The organism is Streptomonospora halophila, assembly GCF_039542725.1.
Lineage (GTDB): Bacteria > Actinomycetota > Actinomycetes > Streptosporangiales > Streptosporangiaceae > Streptomonospora > Streptomonospora halophila.
Map to the genome: position 1 here is coordinate 1 of NZ_BAABIK010000020.1, position 15,007 is coordinate 15,007.

General features: G+C 74.6%; 13 protein-coding genes. 9 read left to right on the forward strand and 4 right to left on the reverse strand.

Features of this window, described 5'->3' with window-relative positions:
• Positions 1-52 precede the first annotated feature (52 nt).
• Positions 53-829, forward strand: coding sequence for a hypothetical protein (locus ABEA15_RS17110; RefSeq protein ID WP_345557510.1), 777 nt, complete (start codon positions 53-55; stop codon positions 827-829).
• A gap of 175 nt (positions 830-1,004) precedes the next feature.
• Here ABEA15_RS17110 and ABEA15_RS17115 read toward each other — a convergent pair whose 3' ends face one another.
• On the reverse strand, positions 1,005-1,454 hold the full coding sequence (locus ABEA15_RS17115) for an Lrp/AsnC family transcriptional regulator (RefSeq protein WP_344145371.1): 450 nt from the start codon (positions 1,452-1,454) through the stop codon (positions 1,005-1,007).
• A 386-nt stretch (positions 1,455-1,840) separates the two neighbouring features.
• Between ABEA15_RS17115 and ABEA15_RS17120 the strand changes: the two genes are divergently transcribed.
• The 3 genes from ABEA15_RS17120 to ABEA15_RS17130 all read left to right on the forward strand — a co-directional run bounded on the left by ABEA15_RS17120 (position 1,841) and on the right by ABEA15_RS17130 (position 5,628).
• A complete protein-coding gene (locus tag ABEA15_RS17120) occupies positions 1,841-2,728 on the forward strand; it encodes a tryptophan 2,3-dioxygenase (RefSeq protein ID WP_345557512.1) in 888 nt (295 codons plus the stop codon).
• A 160-nt stretch (positions 2,729-2,888) separates the two neighbouring features.
• Positions 2,889-4,124 (forward strand): kynureninase, encoded by a 1,236-nt coding sequence (gene kynU, locus ABEA15_RS17125; RefSeq protein ID WP_345557514.1) that lies wholly within the window; start codon positions 2,889-2,891, stop codon positions 4,122-4,124.
• A gap of 520 nt (positions 4,125-4,644) precedes the next feature.
• The gene (locus ABEA15_RS17130) at positions 4,645-5,628 is read left to right on the forward strand and encodes a hypothetical protein (RefSeq protein WP_345557516.1); all 984 of its coding nucleotides are present in this window, start codon (positions 4,645-4,647) and stop codon (positions 5,626-5,628) included.
• Positions 5,629-5,713: 85 nt separating this feature from the next.
• Here ABEA15_RS17130 and ABEA15_RS17135 read toward each other — a convergent pair whose 3' ends face one another.
• The 3 genes from ABEA15_RS17135 to ABEA15_RS17145 are packed head-to-tail and all read right to left on the reverse strand — an operon-like array spanning position 5,714 to position 9,410.
• On the reverse strand, positions 5,714-7,237 hold the full coding sequence (locus ABEA15_RS17135; protein WP_345557518.1) for a dihydrolipoamide acetyltransferase family protein: 1,524 nt from the start codon (positions 7,235-7,237) through the stop codon (positions 5,714-5,716).
• Positions 7,234-8,271, reverse strand: a complete 1,038-nt coding sequence (locus ABEA15_RS17140) for an alpha-ketoacid dehydrogenase subunit beta (protein ID WP_345557520.1) — start codon at positions 8,269-8,271, stop codon at positions 7,234-7,236. The genes ABEA15_RS17135 and ABEA15_RS17140 overlap by 4 nt, the downstream gene beginning before the upstream one ends.
• Positions 8,271-9,410 carry a thiamine pyrophosphate-dependent enzyme gene (locus ABEA15_RS17145; protein WP_345557522.1) on the reverse strand — a complete coding sequence of 380 codons (1,140 nt, stop codon included), beginning with the start codon at positions 9,408-9,410 and terminating at the stop codon, positions 8,271-8,273. Before ABEA15_RS17145 ends, ABEA15_RS17140 begins: the two co-directional genes overlap by 1 nt.
• 134 nt (positions 9,411-9,544) lie before the next feature.
• Between ABEA15_RS17145 and ABEA15_RS17150 the strand changes: the two genes are divergently transcribed.
• The 5 genes from ABEA15_RS17150 (at position 9,545) to ABEA15_RS17170 (ending at position 14,999) form a co-directional block, all read left to right on the forward strand.
• Entirely contained in the window at positions 9,545-9,994 is a 450-nt protein-coding gene (locus ABEA15_RS17150) for an Lrp/AsnC family transcriptional regulator (protein WP_344145357.1), read from the forward strand.
• A gap of 202 nt (positions 9,995-10,196) precedes the next feature.
• Positions 10,197-10,607, forward strand: a complete 411-nt coding sequence (locus ABEA15_RS17155; RefSeq protein ID WP_345557524.1) for a VOC family protein — start codon at positions 10,197-10,199, stop codon at positions 10,605-10,607.
• A 329-nt stretch (positions 10,608-10,936) separates the two neighbouring features.
• The gene (locus ABEA15_RS17160; RefSeq protein WP_345557526.1) at positions 10,937-12,706 is read left to right on the forward strand and encodes an ABC-ATPase domain-containing protein; all 1,770 of its coding nucleotides are present in this window, start codon (positions 10,937-10,939) and stop codon (positions 12,704-12,706) included.
• Positions 12,707-12,841: 135 nt separating this feature from the next.
• Positions 12,842-13,771, forward strand: a complete 930-nt coding sequence (locus tag ABEA15_RS17165; RefSeq protein WP_344145351.1) for a PAC2 family protein — start codon at positions 12,842-12,844, stop codon at positions 13,769-13,771.
• Positions 13,772-13,868: 97 nt separating this feature from the next.
• A complete protein-coding gene (locus ABEA15_RS17170; RefSeq protein WP_345557528.1) occupies positions 13,869-14,999 on the forward strand; it encodes a quinone-dependent dihydroorotate dehydrogenase in 1,131 nt (376 codons plus the stop codon).
• Positions 15,000-15,007 lie beyond the last annotated feature (8 nt).

A 15,007-nucleotide genomic window follows, 5' to 3' on the forward strand; every position in this document is an offset into this window, starting at 1 on the left:
CTGCTTGTTTTGTCTTCCTAAGACCGCTTGGCCTCCGACTTAGGCGCGGGCGGTGCGCGCGGGCGCGCCCGCCGCGCGAGCGCGCGGCGGGGCCGTAGGCGGGCTGGCCCGCATCGACCTGCGCGGGCTGCTGCGGGATCCGATGCTCAGCGCGCTGCTGCTGGGCCCGGCCGTGCTGGCGCTGCTGCTGAGGTGGGGGTTTCCGCCGGTGAGCGGGTTCCTCGCGGACCGCTACGGGCTGCACACCGAACCCGTCACCCCGGTGCTGCTGGCGGCGCTGGTGGTACTGCACGTGCCACTGATGATGGGCGCGATCGGCGCCCTGCGCACGGTGGAGGACGCCGACGACGGCACGCTGGCCCTCTTCCGCGTCTCGCCCCTGGGCCTACCGCGGTATCTGGCCTACCGGCTCGCCGTCGCGGCGGTCGCCGCGGCCGCCGGACTGGCCGCCGCGGTGCCGCTGTCGGGTCTGGCGCCGGACGCGCTGGCGGAGGGGTTGCCCGCACTGGTGGCGGCGGTCGGGCTGGCGGCACTCCAGGCGGCGCTGCTCGTGTTGGCCGTCACCGCGTTCGCGGCCTCCAAGGTCGAGTCGCTGGTGCTGGTCAAAGCGGCCGGAGCGGTGTTCACGCTGCTACCGGCCGCGGTGTGGTGGCTGCCCTCCCGGGCGGTGTGGCTGCTGGCGCCCGTGCCCGCGTTCTGGCCGGTGGCGGTGCTGCCGGGCTACGGCGCCGCTCCGTGGCCGGCGGGGCTCGCGGCGGGGGCGGCGCTGTCGGCGCTGACCGGTGCCTGGCTGCTCCGCCGGACCCTGCGGCGCCTGGAGCGCGGGTGAGCGGGCGGCGCGCCCCTGTGCGCGGGTGCGGTGAACGAGCGGCGGAGAGCCGCGTGCGACGGGAAGCCCCCGCGCACCGGTCCGTGCGGGGGCGCGGGTCAGGCTGGCCGGGGGCGGAAGGACGGGATGGCGTCGTTGACGCGGTCGCCGGAGGCCCTTGCCTCCGCTGCCGCCGTCACGACGGCGCCGACGGCGGGCGCACGGGCCGCCAAGGGTAGGTGCTGGAGAGCACCATCGTGCTGGACGGGCGGCCGTGCTCGGCCAGGCGGTCGATGACCTCCTCGAAATGCGCCATCGACGCCACCGCCACCAGCAGCACGCAGCAGGCGTCGCCGGTGACCCGGTGCAGCTGCAGTATCTCCGGCATCGCCATGGCCGACGCGTCGCGCAGCAGGCACAGGGGGCCGAAGCACTCCATGCGCACCAGGGCGGTCACCGGCAGTCCCGCGGCGGCGGGATCGACGTGGGCGTGGTAGCCGGTGATCACGCCGGTGTCCTGCAACCGCCGCACCCGGTCCGCCACAGCGGGCGCCGACAGGTTCACCCGCCGCGACAGCTCGTTGTAGGACAGCCGCGCGTCCTCCTGCAGTTCGGCGAGTATCCGCCGGTCGACGCCGTCCAGCATCCGCCCTCCCGTCACCCGCCACCACCCCGAGCCGGGGCGCTGCGCGCCGCGTGCCCGCAGGTCACCCGCCACCACCCCGAGCCGGGGCGCTGCGCGCCGCGTGCCCGCAGGTCACCCGCCACCACCCCGAGCCGGGGCGCTGCGCGCCGCGTGCCCGCTCTGCCGACCTCTGCCCGCCGCACGATGCGCGGCGGAATCGCCGCTTCCGGAGCCGGTTGCCGACTCGCAGGCGCCGTCTTGCATCCGTAACCCTGAAGAGCGGTCTCGCTTACGCATGCTAAGCGAGACCGCCGAATCCGCAACCGCCGGCCATTCATTCAGCGGACCCGATTGGCGCATGCTGTGGATGATCAGTCCCTACTGTGCCGACGGCGAGGAGAGCGACGATGGCGATGACCGCGTCCTACGACAACGGGTGGTCCGCGGCCCGAGGCGCGGCCGCGGAGAGTGCCGGGGAACCACGGTCCTGCCCGGTGCTGGGCGCCGACGAGGCCGCCGCCTACACCGACTACGTGCGCACCGAGACCCTGCTGAGCCTGCAGCGTCCGCGGACGGGCGAGCCGGCCGAACTGGACTTCATCATCGCCACGCAGGTCATGGAGCTGCTGTTCCGGCTCGTCCGCCACCACTGGGAGGCCGCCCGCGACGCGCTGGAGGCCGACGACACCGGATCGGCCCTGGCCGCGCTGCGCCGCGGCGCCGGTACGCAGGACGTGCTGGCCGAGTCGTGGGGCCTGCTCGCCACGCTGACGCCCACCGAGTTCGACAGGTTCCGCGACGCGCTGGGCGTGGCCTCGGGCGTGCAGTCGGCGTCCTACCGGCAGCTGGAGTTCCTGCTGGGCAACAAGTCGGCGGGGTTGGCGCGCGCCCACGAGGACCTGCCGCTCGCCCACGCCGAGTTGGAGCGCGCACTGGCCGAGCCCGGCCTCTACGACGCCGCGCTGCGGCTGCTGCACCGTCGCGGACTGCCCGTTCCGCACGAGGCCGCCGAACGCGACTGGCGCCGCCCCTATACCGCCGACCCGCGGGTGGAGCGGGCCTGGGCCGCGGTCTACGCCGACGAACGCCCCGAGAACGACCTGCTGCAGCTGGCGGAGGCGCTGCTGGACACCGCCGAGCGCGTCACCCGCTGGCGGCACCGGCATTTGATGGCGGTCAAGCGCGCCATGGGAGCCAAGCCGGGCACGGGCGGTTCCAGCGGGCTGGACTGGCTGGCCCGCAACGCCGCGCAGGACGTCTTTCCCGAACTGTGGTCGCTGCGCACCGGCGTATGACGGCCCGGGCGTGAGGCGGCGGCGCGGGCGGGCATGCACACCACGTGCCGACCATCCGCGCCCGCCCGAACGGCGGCTCCGGCCGCCGGCTCCGGCCGCCGGAGCCGCCCCGCGCGGCCGGCGGGCCGCCCCACCACCCAGCTCAGGAAGGCGCACCGCGATGACACCCAGCACCCGTGACGACTGCCTCCGCCGCGACGAGAAGGACCCGCTGGCCGGCTTCCGCGACGAGTTCCTGCTGCCCTCGGGGACGGTCTACCTCGACGGCAACTCGCTGGGCGCCCTGCCCGCCGCCACCCCGGGCCGCGTCGCGCGGACGGTCGAGCAGGAGTGGGGCGAGCGGCTGATCGCGAGCTGGAACGAGGCCGGCTGGTGGGACAAGCCGCGCACGCTCGGCGCCGGGATCGCGCCGCTGGTGGGCGCCGCGCCGCACGAGGTGGTGGTCGGCGACGGCACCTCGGCCAACCTCTTCAAGGCGCTGGTGGCGGCGCTGCGGCTGAACCCCGAGCGGCACGTCGTCCTGGGCGAGCGGGGCAACTTCCCCACCGACCTCTACATCACCGAAGGCGTGAGCGAGATCATGGGCGCCGTCGAGCGCCGGGTCGACGCGGACAACCGCGCCGCCCTGGCCGGCGCGCTGGCCGCGGGCGACGTCGCGGTCCTGCTCCTCAGCCATGTCGACTACAGCACGGGCGCCCTGCGCGACATGGCCGAGATCACCCGGTTGGCGCACGCCAACGGAACGCTCGTGGTGTGGGACCTGTGCCACAGCGCCGGCGCGCTGCCCGTCGAGCTCGCGTCCGACCGGGCCGACTTCGCGGTGGGCTGCACCTACAAGTACCTCAACGCCGGTCCGGGTGCGCCCGCCTACCTCTTCGCCGCCGAACGCCACCACGCCGCCTCCCGGCAGCCGCTCACGGGTTGGCACGGCCACGCCCGCCCGTTCGACTTCTCCGCCGGGTACGCGCCCGCCGAAGGCGCGAGCCGGTTCCTCAGCGGGTCGCAGCCGGTGGTGGCCGCAGCCGCTCTGGAGGCGTCCCTGGAGCTGTGGCAGCGCGTCGACCTCGGCCTGCTGCGGGAGAAGAGCCTGGCGCTGACCGACCTGTTCATCGAGGCGACCCGCCCCGCCGGGCTGCGGCTCGCGACCCCGCGCGAGCCGGAGCGGCGCGGCAGCCAGGTGTCGCTGCGCCATCCGGACGGCTACGCGATGGTCCGGGCGCTGATCGAGCGCGGCGTCGTGGGCGACTTCCGAGCCCCCGACATCCTGCGCTTCGGCTTCGCCCCGCTTTACCTGCGCTATGCCGACGTGTTCGATGCGGCCCAGGCGCTGGTCGAGGTGGTGCGGAGCGGGGAGTGGCGTGACCCTCGCTTTGCCGTCGCCACGGGCGTGACGTGACGCACGGACCGCCGCCCTGAGGGGGCGGCCCCGCCCGGCACTCGTCAAACTGTGACGGGTGCCATATTTTTTGCGGTTTAAACCGCCGAACAGCCGTGTATGCGGGCGTTTCGCATGGCGCGTTCCGCGGTCGGGTCCGTCCTGATCTGCGACTTTACGTTCCTGCTTGTGGCGTTTGACTTTTTCGTGGGCTACAGTCCTTCGTGATCGGTTCGTGACCTGGTCATTGCCTTTCCAGGATCCAGGTCTGCCAAGCCGATGCCGAGCCCCGGGATCTGACCCCGGGGAGGAGAGGCCCCCGACCTCTTGCGGGTGGGCCGCGCATCCAGCGCCTGCCCCGGTGCGCCGTCGTTCGACGGCGGCCGGCGATCCCGCCGCTCCTGGCCATCCAGTCAGGAGCCCCCACCAGGTACATCCGGCATTCGGACGCCCCTGTCTCCGGCGTATCCGAAATGCCCGGTATGTCGTGCCTGCGCGGCCTCGCTCGGCCCCCGCTCAGTCGAATTGGGTTTGCGTTTCTATGAGTTCTGACCCCATCCAGTACGGCCAGACCACCGCCTCCTACTTCTGGGACGACGGCTCCGGGATCAACGGCGACACGGGCGCCCCCGCATCCGGCCTGCCGATGCAGAAGGGCATGGCGGCCAGCCCGAGCTGGCCCCTCGGCACCGAGGGCTACGTCGAGTACAACGGCAAGAAGGCCGAGTTCTTCATCGGTGACCGCGGACCGGGCGACCCCGCCGAAGGCTGCGGCGTGATGCTCGACCTTGACGGCCAGACCTTCGCCGACCTGGTCGGATCGAGCTGGAACGACTCCAGCTACACCGTCGCCAGCGGCCAGGGCCACATCGAGCTCGAGTACTACATCACCGAGTGGGGCGACGGCGCGGGAACGCCCGGCGCGCCCATGCCGATGAGCGAGTCCGAGGTCTGCGACGGCCGCGAGGTCCAGCCCGTCCCGGCCTCGGCCAAGGACAACGGCGACGAGAAGAAGCAGAGTAAGGAGAAGCCCGAGCAGGCCTCCTCCGAGCAGAACAAGGACGACGGCGGCGGCGACGACGGCGGCTCCGGCGGCGAGTCCAAGGCGCAGGAGTCCGAGGAGTCCGGCGGCGACGGGTCGAAGACCCAGCAGGCCGACGGCGACCAGCAGCAGCAGAGCGGCGCCGCCTCCGGCAAGGACGACGGCGGGTCCGGCAAGGGCCTCACGGCCGAGACCGCGGCCAACGACGTCTCCGGCATCTCGCTGGCGGGCAACGACCTCCCCATGGCCGCCGGTGTCCTCACCCTGGCCATCCTGCCCGCGCTGCTGGTGGCCTTCCTCTTCGCGCGGCGCCGCCACGCCACCGACTACGCCGGCTCGGGCCGCCACCGCGAGGCCTCGCTGCTCTCGGCCGAGGGCATGCGCGGGACCGCGCAGAGCGTGCGCGAGACCGTGGGCGCCTACTGGGAGCGCGCCGCCCGCGCCGTGCGCGAGCGCGGCTCCGGGCGCACCGGCCGGGAGTAGCCCCCGGCCCTGCGGCGCACGCGGCCGCGCCCCCGCCCCGGCTCGACCGGTCGGCGGGGGCGCGGCCGCCGCGTCGTCTCCGGGCTCACATGTCGCCGACGAGGAGCGCCGGCCGCTCCACGCAGTCGGCGAGGAAGCGCAGGAACGCCCCGGCCTGCCCGCCGTCGCACACCCGGTGGTCGAAGGCCAGCGTCAGCTCGGTCACCGGGCGCAGCGCCACCTGGCCGCCGTGCGCCCACGGCCGCTCCACGATGCGCCCCATGCCCGCGATCGCCGACTCGGGGTGGTTGATGACCGCAGCCGCGCCGTCGACGCCGAACACGCCGTAGTTGTTCACGGTGAACGTGCCGCCGGTCAGCTCGGCGGGGGGCTGGGTGCCCGCCCGGGCCCGCTCGGTGCGTGCGCTCAGCTCGGCCGCAAGCTGCCGGGTGCTCAGCCGGTCGGCGTCGTGTAGGACCGGCACCACCAGCCCGCGGGGCGTCTGCGCGGCGAAGCCCAGGTGGACGCCCGCCGGGCGGACCAGCTCCTCGCGCTCGGCGTCGAACCGCGAGTTCAGCGCGGGCCACCGCTGGAGCCCGAGCACGCAGAAGCGGGCGACCAGCGCCAGCAGACTCACCGGGCGCTCGGGGTCGGCCTCGTTCAGCGCCGTGCGCAGCTCCAGCAGGCCGGTCGCGTCGGCGTCGACCCAGACCGTCGCCTCGGGGATCTCCCGCCGGGACCGGGCCGTCCGGCGCGCCATCTCGCGGTGCGCGGCGGAGAGCGCGACGCGCTCGGTTCCGGCCGCGTGCGCGTCGGCCGCCGCTCCGTTCGGTGATGCGGAGGTGCGCGCGACGCCGTTCGCGCTCGGTCCGGGAAGCGGCGGCGCCGGCGGCCGCTCGGCCGCGGCGGCGGCCGCATCGGCGCGGGCGGGAGGCGCCATGGCCGCGGCGGCCGCCTCCACGTCGCGCCGCAGCACCAGCCCGCCTTCGCCGCTTCCGGACAGCGCGGCGGCGTCGATGCCGTGCTCGCGCGCGATCCGGCGCACCAGCGGCGAGATGACCGGTGCCCGTTCCCCGGGAGCCGGCCGGGGGCGGGGAGGCGCCGCCGACGCCGTTGTCGGCGGCGCCTCCTCCATGGCGTCCCACCAGGGGAGGCGGCGGCGGGACGGGCTTTCCGGACGGGTACCGAAACCGACCAGGACCGCACCGGAACCGGCCGCATCGCCGCGGGAGTCCTGCGTGTCGGCGGTGTCGGCGGTGTCGGCGGTGTCGGCGGTGTCGGCGGTGTCGGCGGTGTCCGGCGGGTGTTCCGGACCGCCCGCGTGCCGGCCGGTCCCGTCCCGCTCGCCGGTATCGGCGGCTCCGGTGTCGGCCGCGGTGCGCACACTGACCAGCGGCGACCCCACGGCGACGGTGTCGCCCGGGGTGCCGTGCAGCTCCTCCACGGTCCCGCTGAACGGGCACGGCACCTGCACCGCCGCCTTCGCGGTCTCGACCTCGGCCACCGGCTGGTCCACGGCCACCGCCTCGCCCACCGACACCAGCCACTCCACGATCTCGGCGTCGGTCAGCCCCTCGCCCAGGTCCGGGAGCAGGAAGCTGCGCACCGGGCCCCGGTCCGCCGCGCTCACGCGCCCACCTCCGAACGCTGCGCCGCAGCGCGGACCGGTGCCGCGCCGGGCACCCAGGACGACTCCCACTGCAGCCGGTCGACGGCGGAGAGGATGCGGTCCACTCCGGGAAGGTGGAACTCCTCCAGGTGCGGCGGCGGGTAGGGGATGTCCAGGCCGCACACCCGCAGCACCGGCGCCTCCAGGTAGTGGAAGCACCGCTCCGTGACGCGCGCGGCGACCTCGGCGCCGAAGCCGGCGAACCCGGGAGCCTCGTGCACGACGACCGCTCGGCCGGTGCGCCGCACCGACGCGGCCACGGTCTCGTCGTCGAAGGGGGAGAGGCTGCGCAGGTCGACCACCTCGGCGGAGCGCCCCTCTTCGGCCGCCGCCTCGGCGGCCAGCAGCGCGGTGTCGACGGTCGGGCCGTAGGCGACGATCGTCAGGTCGCTTCCTTCGCGGCGCACCACGGCGCGGTCCATCGGCTCGGTGCGCGCCGGGAGCTCCACATCCTCGCCGGCCCAGTAGCGGCGCTTGGGCTCCAGGAACACCACCGGGTCGGGCGACTCCACCGCCTCGCGGAGCATGGAGTAGCCGTCGGCCGCGGTCGCGGGGGTGACGACGCGCAGGCCCGGTGTGTGGGCGTAGTAGGCCTCGGAGGAGTCGCCGTGGTGCTCCACGGCGCCGATACCGCCGCCGTAGGGGATGCGGATGACCAGCGGCAGCTCCAGGCGACCGCGGGTGCGGTTGCGCATCTTGGCCACGTGCGAGACGACCTGCTGGAAGGCGGGGTAGGCGAAGGCGTCGAACTGCATCTCGATCACGGGTCGGCGGCCGTACATCGCCATGCCCACCGCGGTCCCCGCGATCCCGGACTCGGCCAGCGGGGAGTCGAAGCAGCGGTCCTCGCCGAACTCCGCGGACAGGCCGTCGGTCACCCGGAAGACCCCGCCCAGCGGTCCGACGTCCTCGCCGTAGACGATCACCTCGGGGTCGGCGGCCATGGCGTCGCGCAGCGCAAGGTTGAGTGCCTGGCCGAGGGTGGTGCGCGCCATCAGCGGCCTCCGTCCGGCTCGCCGGCCCGCTCGGCGTGTGCCGCGGCCTCGCGTACGGCGGCGCGCTGGCGGCGCAGGGCCGCCGTGGGCTCGGCGTAGACGTGGGCGAACAGGTCGTCGGCGCTGCGCCGCGGCGGCCGCGAGAGGCGGTCGCGCACCGACGCGGCCAGCCGGTCGGCCTCATCGTGGAAGCCGGCCATGCCCGCGTCGTCGAGCAGGCCCTCGCTGCGCAGCAGCGCCTCCAGGCGGGCCAGCGGGTCGCGTCGGCGCCACCGCTCCACCTCGGCGTCCTCGCGGTAGCGCTTGGGGTCGTCGGAGTTGGTGTGCGGCTCCACCCGGTAGGTGCGCGCCTCGATCAGCGCCGGGCCGCCGCCCGCCCGGGCCTCGGCCAGTGCGCGCGAGACCACCGCGTGCACGGCCGCGGCGTCGTTGCCGTCGACGTGGTAGCCGCGCATGCCGTAGCCGATGGCCTTGTGCGCCAGGGTCGGGGCCGCGGACTGCTTGTGCAGCGGCACGCTGATGGCCCACTGGTTGTTCTGGATGAGGAAGACGACCGGGGTGTTCCACACCGCCGCGAAGTTGTACGCCTCGTGTGCGTCGCCCTCGCTGGTGGCGCCGTCGCCCATCAGTACCAGCGCCGCGGTGTCGACGCCCTTGCGGCGGGCGGCGTAGGTCAGCCCCACGGCATGGGAGGCGTTGGTGGCCAGCGGCGTGCACTGCGGCGCGCAGCGGTAGGCCTTGGGGTCGTAGCCGCAGTGCCAGTCGCCGCGCAGCAGGGTCAGCACCTCGACCGGGTCGACACCGCGGGCGACCAGGGAGACGCAGTCGCGGTAGGTGGGAAACAGCCAGTCGTTCTCGGCGAGGGCGAGCACGCCGCCGACCTGGCAGGCCTCCTGGCCGCGGCTGGAGGGGTAGACCGCCAATCTGCCCTGCTTGGCCAGCGCGCCGGCCTGGCCGTCGAAGCGGCGGCCGACGACCATGGCGCGCAGCAGCGCCTCCAGGGTGTCCGGGGCGGGCAGGTCGAAGCCGGCCCGCACCGCCGGGTCGGCGGTGCGGCGGCCCTCGGCGTCGATCAGACGGATGGGCTCCGCGGAGGGGACCGTGGGAACCGCAACCGGTGGCGCGTCGCTGGTCGTCATGGTCCGAATATGCGGCTGGGTGCCGCATAATGTCCATAATGAGCCGCGTATCGTAGACGGATGGCTAGACCTAGCGACCGTGGAGGCGGATCCGTCTCGATGTGCTCCCACTCCGCCGGTGTGAGGTGAGACACATGGCCACCGCTTTGGACGACGTCGACCACGTGATCATCGACCTGCTGCGCGCGGACGGCCGCATGTCCATCCGCGCGGTGGCCGAGCACGCGCACATCTCCCGCGCCAACGCCTACGCCCGGCTGCACCGGCTGCGTTCGAGCGGCGTCATCCGCGGATTCACCGCGGTCATCGACCACGAGAAGTACGGCAACGGGCTGGCCGCCTACGTGTCGGTGCGCATCGAGCAGCACTCCTGGGAGAGGTTCCGCGACCACCTCAGGGACATCCCCGAGGTCGACCACGCCGCGCTGGTCTCCGGCGACGTCGACCTCCTGCTGCTCGTCCGGGTGGCCGACGCCGCCGCGCTGCGCACCTTCGTGCTGGAGCGCCTGCAGCGGATCCCGGAGGTGCGCAACACCCAGACCATGTTCATCCTCGACGAGCCCGCGCTGCGCGAACCGGACTGAGGCGCGGTGCGCGGGGTCCGCGTGCGCCCGCCCCGGCGGCGCGGCGCCGCGCCGCCGAGTCCCGCCGCATCCGTCCTGAGCGGCAGCGGGTCCATCGGCCTCACCCGGCTTCCCATTCGTCCAATACGGCGGAGCGCACGGAGCCTAGCTTCGGACCGAACGCATCGCACAGGCGCAGGGATGCGCGCGAGGAGGGATTCCGATGCACGAGGCGAACGGGGCCGCGACCGTGTGGCCGGTGCTGCTCTACCGCGACGCCGCGAAGGCGATCGACTGGCTGGTCGAGGCATTCGGCCTCACCCGGAACCTGGTCGTGCCCGACGACGGCGGCCGTATCGTCCACGCCGAGCTGGGGTGGCGGGGCGGTGTGATCACGCTCGGCGGCTACGACGAGGACGCGGCCTTCTCCGATCTCAAGCCCGGCGGCGGCGCTGTCTACCTCGTCGCCGCCGACCCCGACGCCCGGTTCGCCCGCGCCACCGCGGCCGGGGCCGAGGTCGTGCGCCCGCTGAAGGACGAAAACTACGGTTCCCGGACGTTCACCGTGCGCGACCTCGAAGGCAACTCCTGGACCTTCGGCACCTACGGGGGAGCCGCCCCGCCGCAGGCCTGATCGCCGGCGGGCGGCGCGGCGGGTGCGGGGCGGACGGTGCGCGCCGCGCCCGCCGCCGCGAGCCGGGGCGGAGCCGATTCGGGTGCCGGGCGTTAGGGTTGGCAATCGGCCGCGGTGGCCGATCCGGGCGGGGGCGGGGGAGCCGAACGCACGACCGCGGGAAGGCCCCGCCGGCGGCCCGGCGGCCGAGTGCCGTCCGGGTCCGGAACGCGGCGCCGCGCATGCCGCACCGCCGAGCGGGCAGCCGACCCGCGCGCCCGTGGGCCGGAGCCGCCCGGCACAGGCGAAGCCCGACGCACGAGAACACACCATCAGGAGGGATCCGACCGATGCCTGGACGGTACGGGGGCCAGGAGCGCCGCCACGGCGGAGGACGGCCGGAGCGGCGCGGCGGTCCGGGCGGCGGAGGCGGCCGCCGCGACGAGCCCGAGATCCGCGGTCGGCGCGACGACGCCCGCTTGGCCGAGGAGCTGCGCAGGATGGACGGCTCCTCCTACGGCCGCTACAAGTCGCTCACCGGAGACTGGTCCTTCCCCGACTTCACGCTGACGGTCGACCGCGTGCAGTCCGACCCCTTCGCGCCGCCCTCCCGCGTGTCCGTGCGCATCCCCGCCGACGTCGCCGAACTGCCCGACTCCGCCTGGCACTCGCCGGTGCGCCGCCGGGCCACCGCCGACTACCTGGTGCGCCGCGCCTACCGCGAGCTCAAGGGCGCCCGGCTGCGCATCGACGCGGGCGGCCAGGAGGTGCTCGACCGCGCCGCCTGCCAGATCCGCGACGGCGAGGTGCTGCTGCGGCTGGGTATCGAGATGCCGGGCCACGGCCGCAGGATCGACGGCCGCACCGCCGAGCGCGAGCTGTGCGAGCGGCTGCCCGACATGGTCGACGCGCTGCGCTGGCCCGCGCTCGACGCCGCCGAGGCCGCCGCCTTCGCCGACACGGTCGAGGACACCTGCGCGCTGCGCGACCGCCTGCCCGACCTGGGCCTGGTGGCCTTCGTCGCCGACGGCTCGGTGCTGCCGCGCCGCAGCGGCGTCAGCGACCTGCCCATGCAGGGCAGCGCCGTGCCCTTCCGCTCACCGGAGAGCATGCGCGTCTCCGTCAGCCTGCCGCACGCGGGCGAGGTCAGCGGCCTGGGCATCGCCGAGGGCATCACCCTCATCGTCGGCGGCGGCTTCCACGGAAAGTCGACCCTGCTGCACGCCCTGGAGCGCGGGGTCTACGACCACGTCCCCGGCGACGGCCGCGAGCTGGTGGTCTCCCGCGCCGACGCGGTCAAGATCCGCGCCGAGGAGGGCCGCCAGGTCGAGCGCACGGACATCGGAGCGTTCGTGCGCAACCTGCCCACCGGCGCCGACACATCCGACTTCTCCACCGAGAACGCCTCGGGCTCCACCTCCCAGGCCGCCAACATCGCCGAGGCCCTCGAAGCCGGGTCGACGGCGCTGCTGATCGACGAGGACACCACCGCCACCAACCTGATGATCCGCGACGCCCGGATGCAGCGCCTGGTGCACGGCGACCGCGAGCCGCTGACCCCCTTCGTCGACCTGGTCCGCCCGCTGCGGCGGGACCACGGGGTCTCCACGGTGCTGGTGATGGGCGGAAGCGGCGACTACTTCGACGTCGCCGACCAGGTCGTCATGCTCGACGGCTACCGCCCCTACGACGTCACCGACCGCGCCCGCGAGCTGGCCGCCGAACGCACCGACGCCGACTTCGCCGCGCCCGCCGCCCGCGTGATCGACCCCCGCTCGGTGGACGCCACCGCGCGCGGTCGCTCCCGCATCAAGCGCCGCGACATGGACGTGCTCACCTTCGGCGAAAACGAGATCGACGTGCGCAACCTCGCGCAGCTCGTCGACTCCGGCCAGATCATCGGTGTGGGCCTGGCGATGCGGCTGCTGGCCGAGGGCGGCCTGCTCGGCGACGACCGGACGCTCGCCGAGGCGCTGGACGCGCTGGAGGAGCGGCTGGAGGGCGACGGGGTGACGGCGCTCGGGCGCGGCTATGCGGGCGACTACGTGCTCCCGCGCCGCTACGAGATCGCCGCCGCGCTGAACCGGCTGCGCAGCCTGCGCGTGCTGCGTTCACAGTGACGGGGCCGACTCCGGCGTTGGGGGCGGGGCGGTCGCGCTCGACTATTCTGGACAGCGAATCCGACCGCGCGCGCAACCGCCGCGCGTGTGTCGCCGCCGCCCCGCCGCCCCGTGTGCGAATGGAGACCCTGCCAGGTGCGTGACCACGCTGACCTCTACCAGCTCCGCCAGGCCGCCGAGGAGGCCGCCGGGACCGTGATGCTGGTCGTACTCGACGGGTTCGTGGACGCCGGTACGGTCGGCCGCCAAGCCGCCGACGCCCTCTTCGCCGCATTCGAGGCCGAGGAGATCGCGGCCTTCGACGTCGACCGGCTGCTGGACTACCGGGCCCGCCGCCCCGTGCTGACCTTCGTCGAAAGCGCCTATACCGAGTACAGTCCGCCCAAGCTGTCGCTCTACCAGATGCGCGACACCGAGGGCACCCCGTTCCTCCTGCTGCACGGGCTCGAACCCGACCACGAGTGGGAGGCCTTCGCGGCGGCGGTGCGCGACCTCGTCGAGCGGTTCTCCGTGGGCCTGGCCGTCGGCCTGCACGGGATCCCCATGGCGGTACCGCACACGCGGCCGACCACCGCCACCGCCCACGCCACGCGCGCCGAGCTGGTGTCGGGGCACACGCCCTGGATCGGCCGCGTCAACGTGCCCGCCAGCGCCGCCGCGCTGCTGGAGTTCCGACTGGGCGAGTGGGGCCACGACGCCCTCGGCTACGCCGTGCACGTGCCCAGCTATCTGGCCCAGTCGGAGTACCCGCGCGCAGCCATCGCCGCGCTGGAGTTCGTCTCGGGCGCCACCGGCCTCGCGCTGCCCAGCGCCCGGCTGAAGGAGGCCGCCGAGCAGACCGACGAGGAGATCGAGCAGCAGGTCGAGGCCTCCGAGGAGGTCCGGCGCGTGGTCGCCAACCTGGAGCAGCAGTACGACGAGTTCATGGCGGCCCGCGAGAGCGCCGGCGAGGCGGGCTCCGAGCGTCCGATGTTCGGCGAGGACGGCACCGACCTGCCCACCGCCGACGAGCTCGGCGCGGAGCTGGAGCGATTCCTCGCCGACCGCGAGGGCGGCGACGGCTGAGTCCCGCCGCCGGCGGGCCGCGCCCGCCGGCGCCACCCGCACACCCGCGCGCGGCCCCGGCGGGACCCCGCGCGCTCGACACGACACCGGGAAGCCCGTGCTCTACCAGCTCCTCTTCTCCGCAGTCCTGCGGCGCACCGACGCCGAGTCCATCCACCGGATGAGCTTCGCGGCCCTGCGCGGGCTCGCCGCGGTGCCCGGCGCCCCCGCGGCCATGCGCGCCGTCCTCGGCCCGCGCGAGCCCGGACTCGCCGTGCAGGCCTTCGGGCGGGAACTGCCGGGGCCGCTGGGCCTGGCCGCCGGCTTCGACAAGAACGCCGAGGGTGTCACCGGCCTCACGGCGCTGGGTTTCGGACATGTCGAGGTCGGCACCGTGACCGCCCACCCGCAGCCGGGCAATCCTGAGCCGCGCCTGTTCCGGCTCCCGGCGGACTCGGCGATCGTCAACCGGATGGGCTTCAACAACCACGGCTCGGTCGTGGCCGCCGACCACCTGCGCGCACTGCGCGCCCGGCGCGGAGGGGGACGTCCGGTCGTCGGCGCCAACATCGGCAGGACCAAGGCGGCGCACGAGTCCGAAGCGGTGGCCGACTACGTCGAGAGCGCCCGCCGACTGGCGCCCTTCGCCGATTACCTGGTGGTCAACGTCAGCTCGCCGAACACCCCCGGACTGCGCGACCTCCAGGCCGTCGAACGGCTGCGGCCGCTGCTGCGCGAGGTCAAAGCGGCGCTGGACGGCGACGGGCACGGCACGCTGCCGCTGCTGGTCAAGATCGCCCCGGACCTCGCCGACGACGACGTCGATGCCGTCGCCGATCTCGCCGTCGACCTGGGGCTGGACGGCGTGATCGCCACAAACACCACCATCTCGCGCGCGGACCTGCGCAGTTCCGACGAGGAGGTCGCGGCAGCCGGGGCCGGCGGGCTCTCCGGCGCCCCGCTGCGGCGGCGGTCCCTGGAGGTGCTGCGCCGACTGCGGGCCCGTGCGGGGGAGGGCCTGCTGCTCATCGCGGTCGGCGGGATCTCCACCCCTGAGGACGCCTGGGAGCGCATCCGGGCCGGCGCGACGCTCGTGCAGGGCTACACCGGGCTCGTCTACGGCGGGCCGCTGTGGCCGCGCCGCATGCACCGCGGCCTGGCACGGCTGGTGCGCTCGGCCGGATACACGTCGGTGGCCGAGGCCGTGGGGGCCGACGCCGGCACCGACGCGGCCCCGCTGCCCGGCTGAACGCCCGC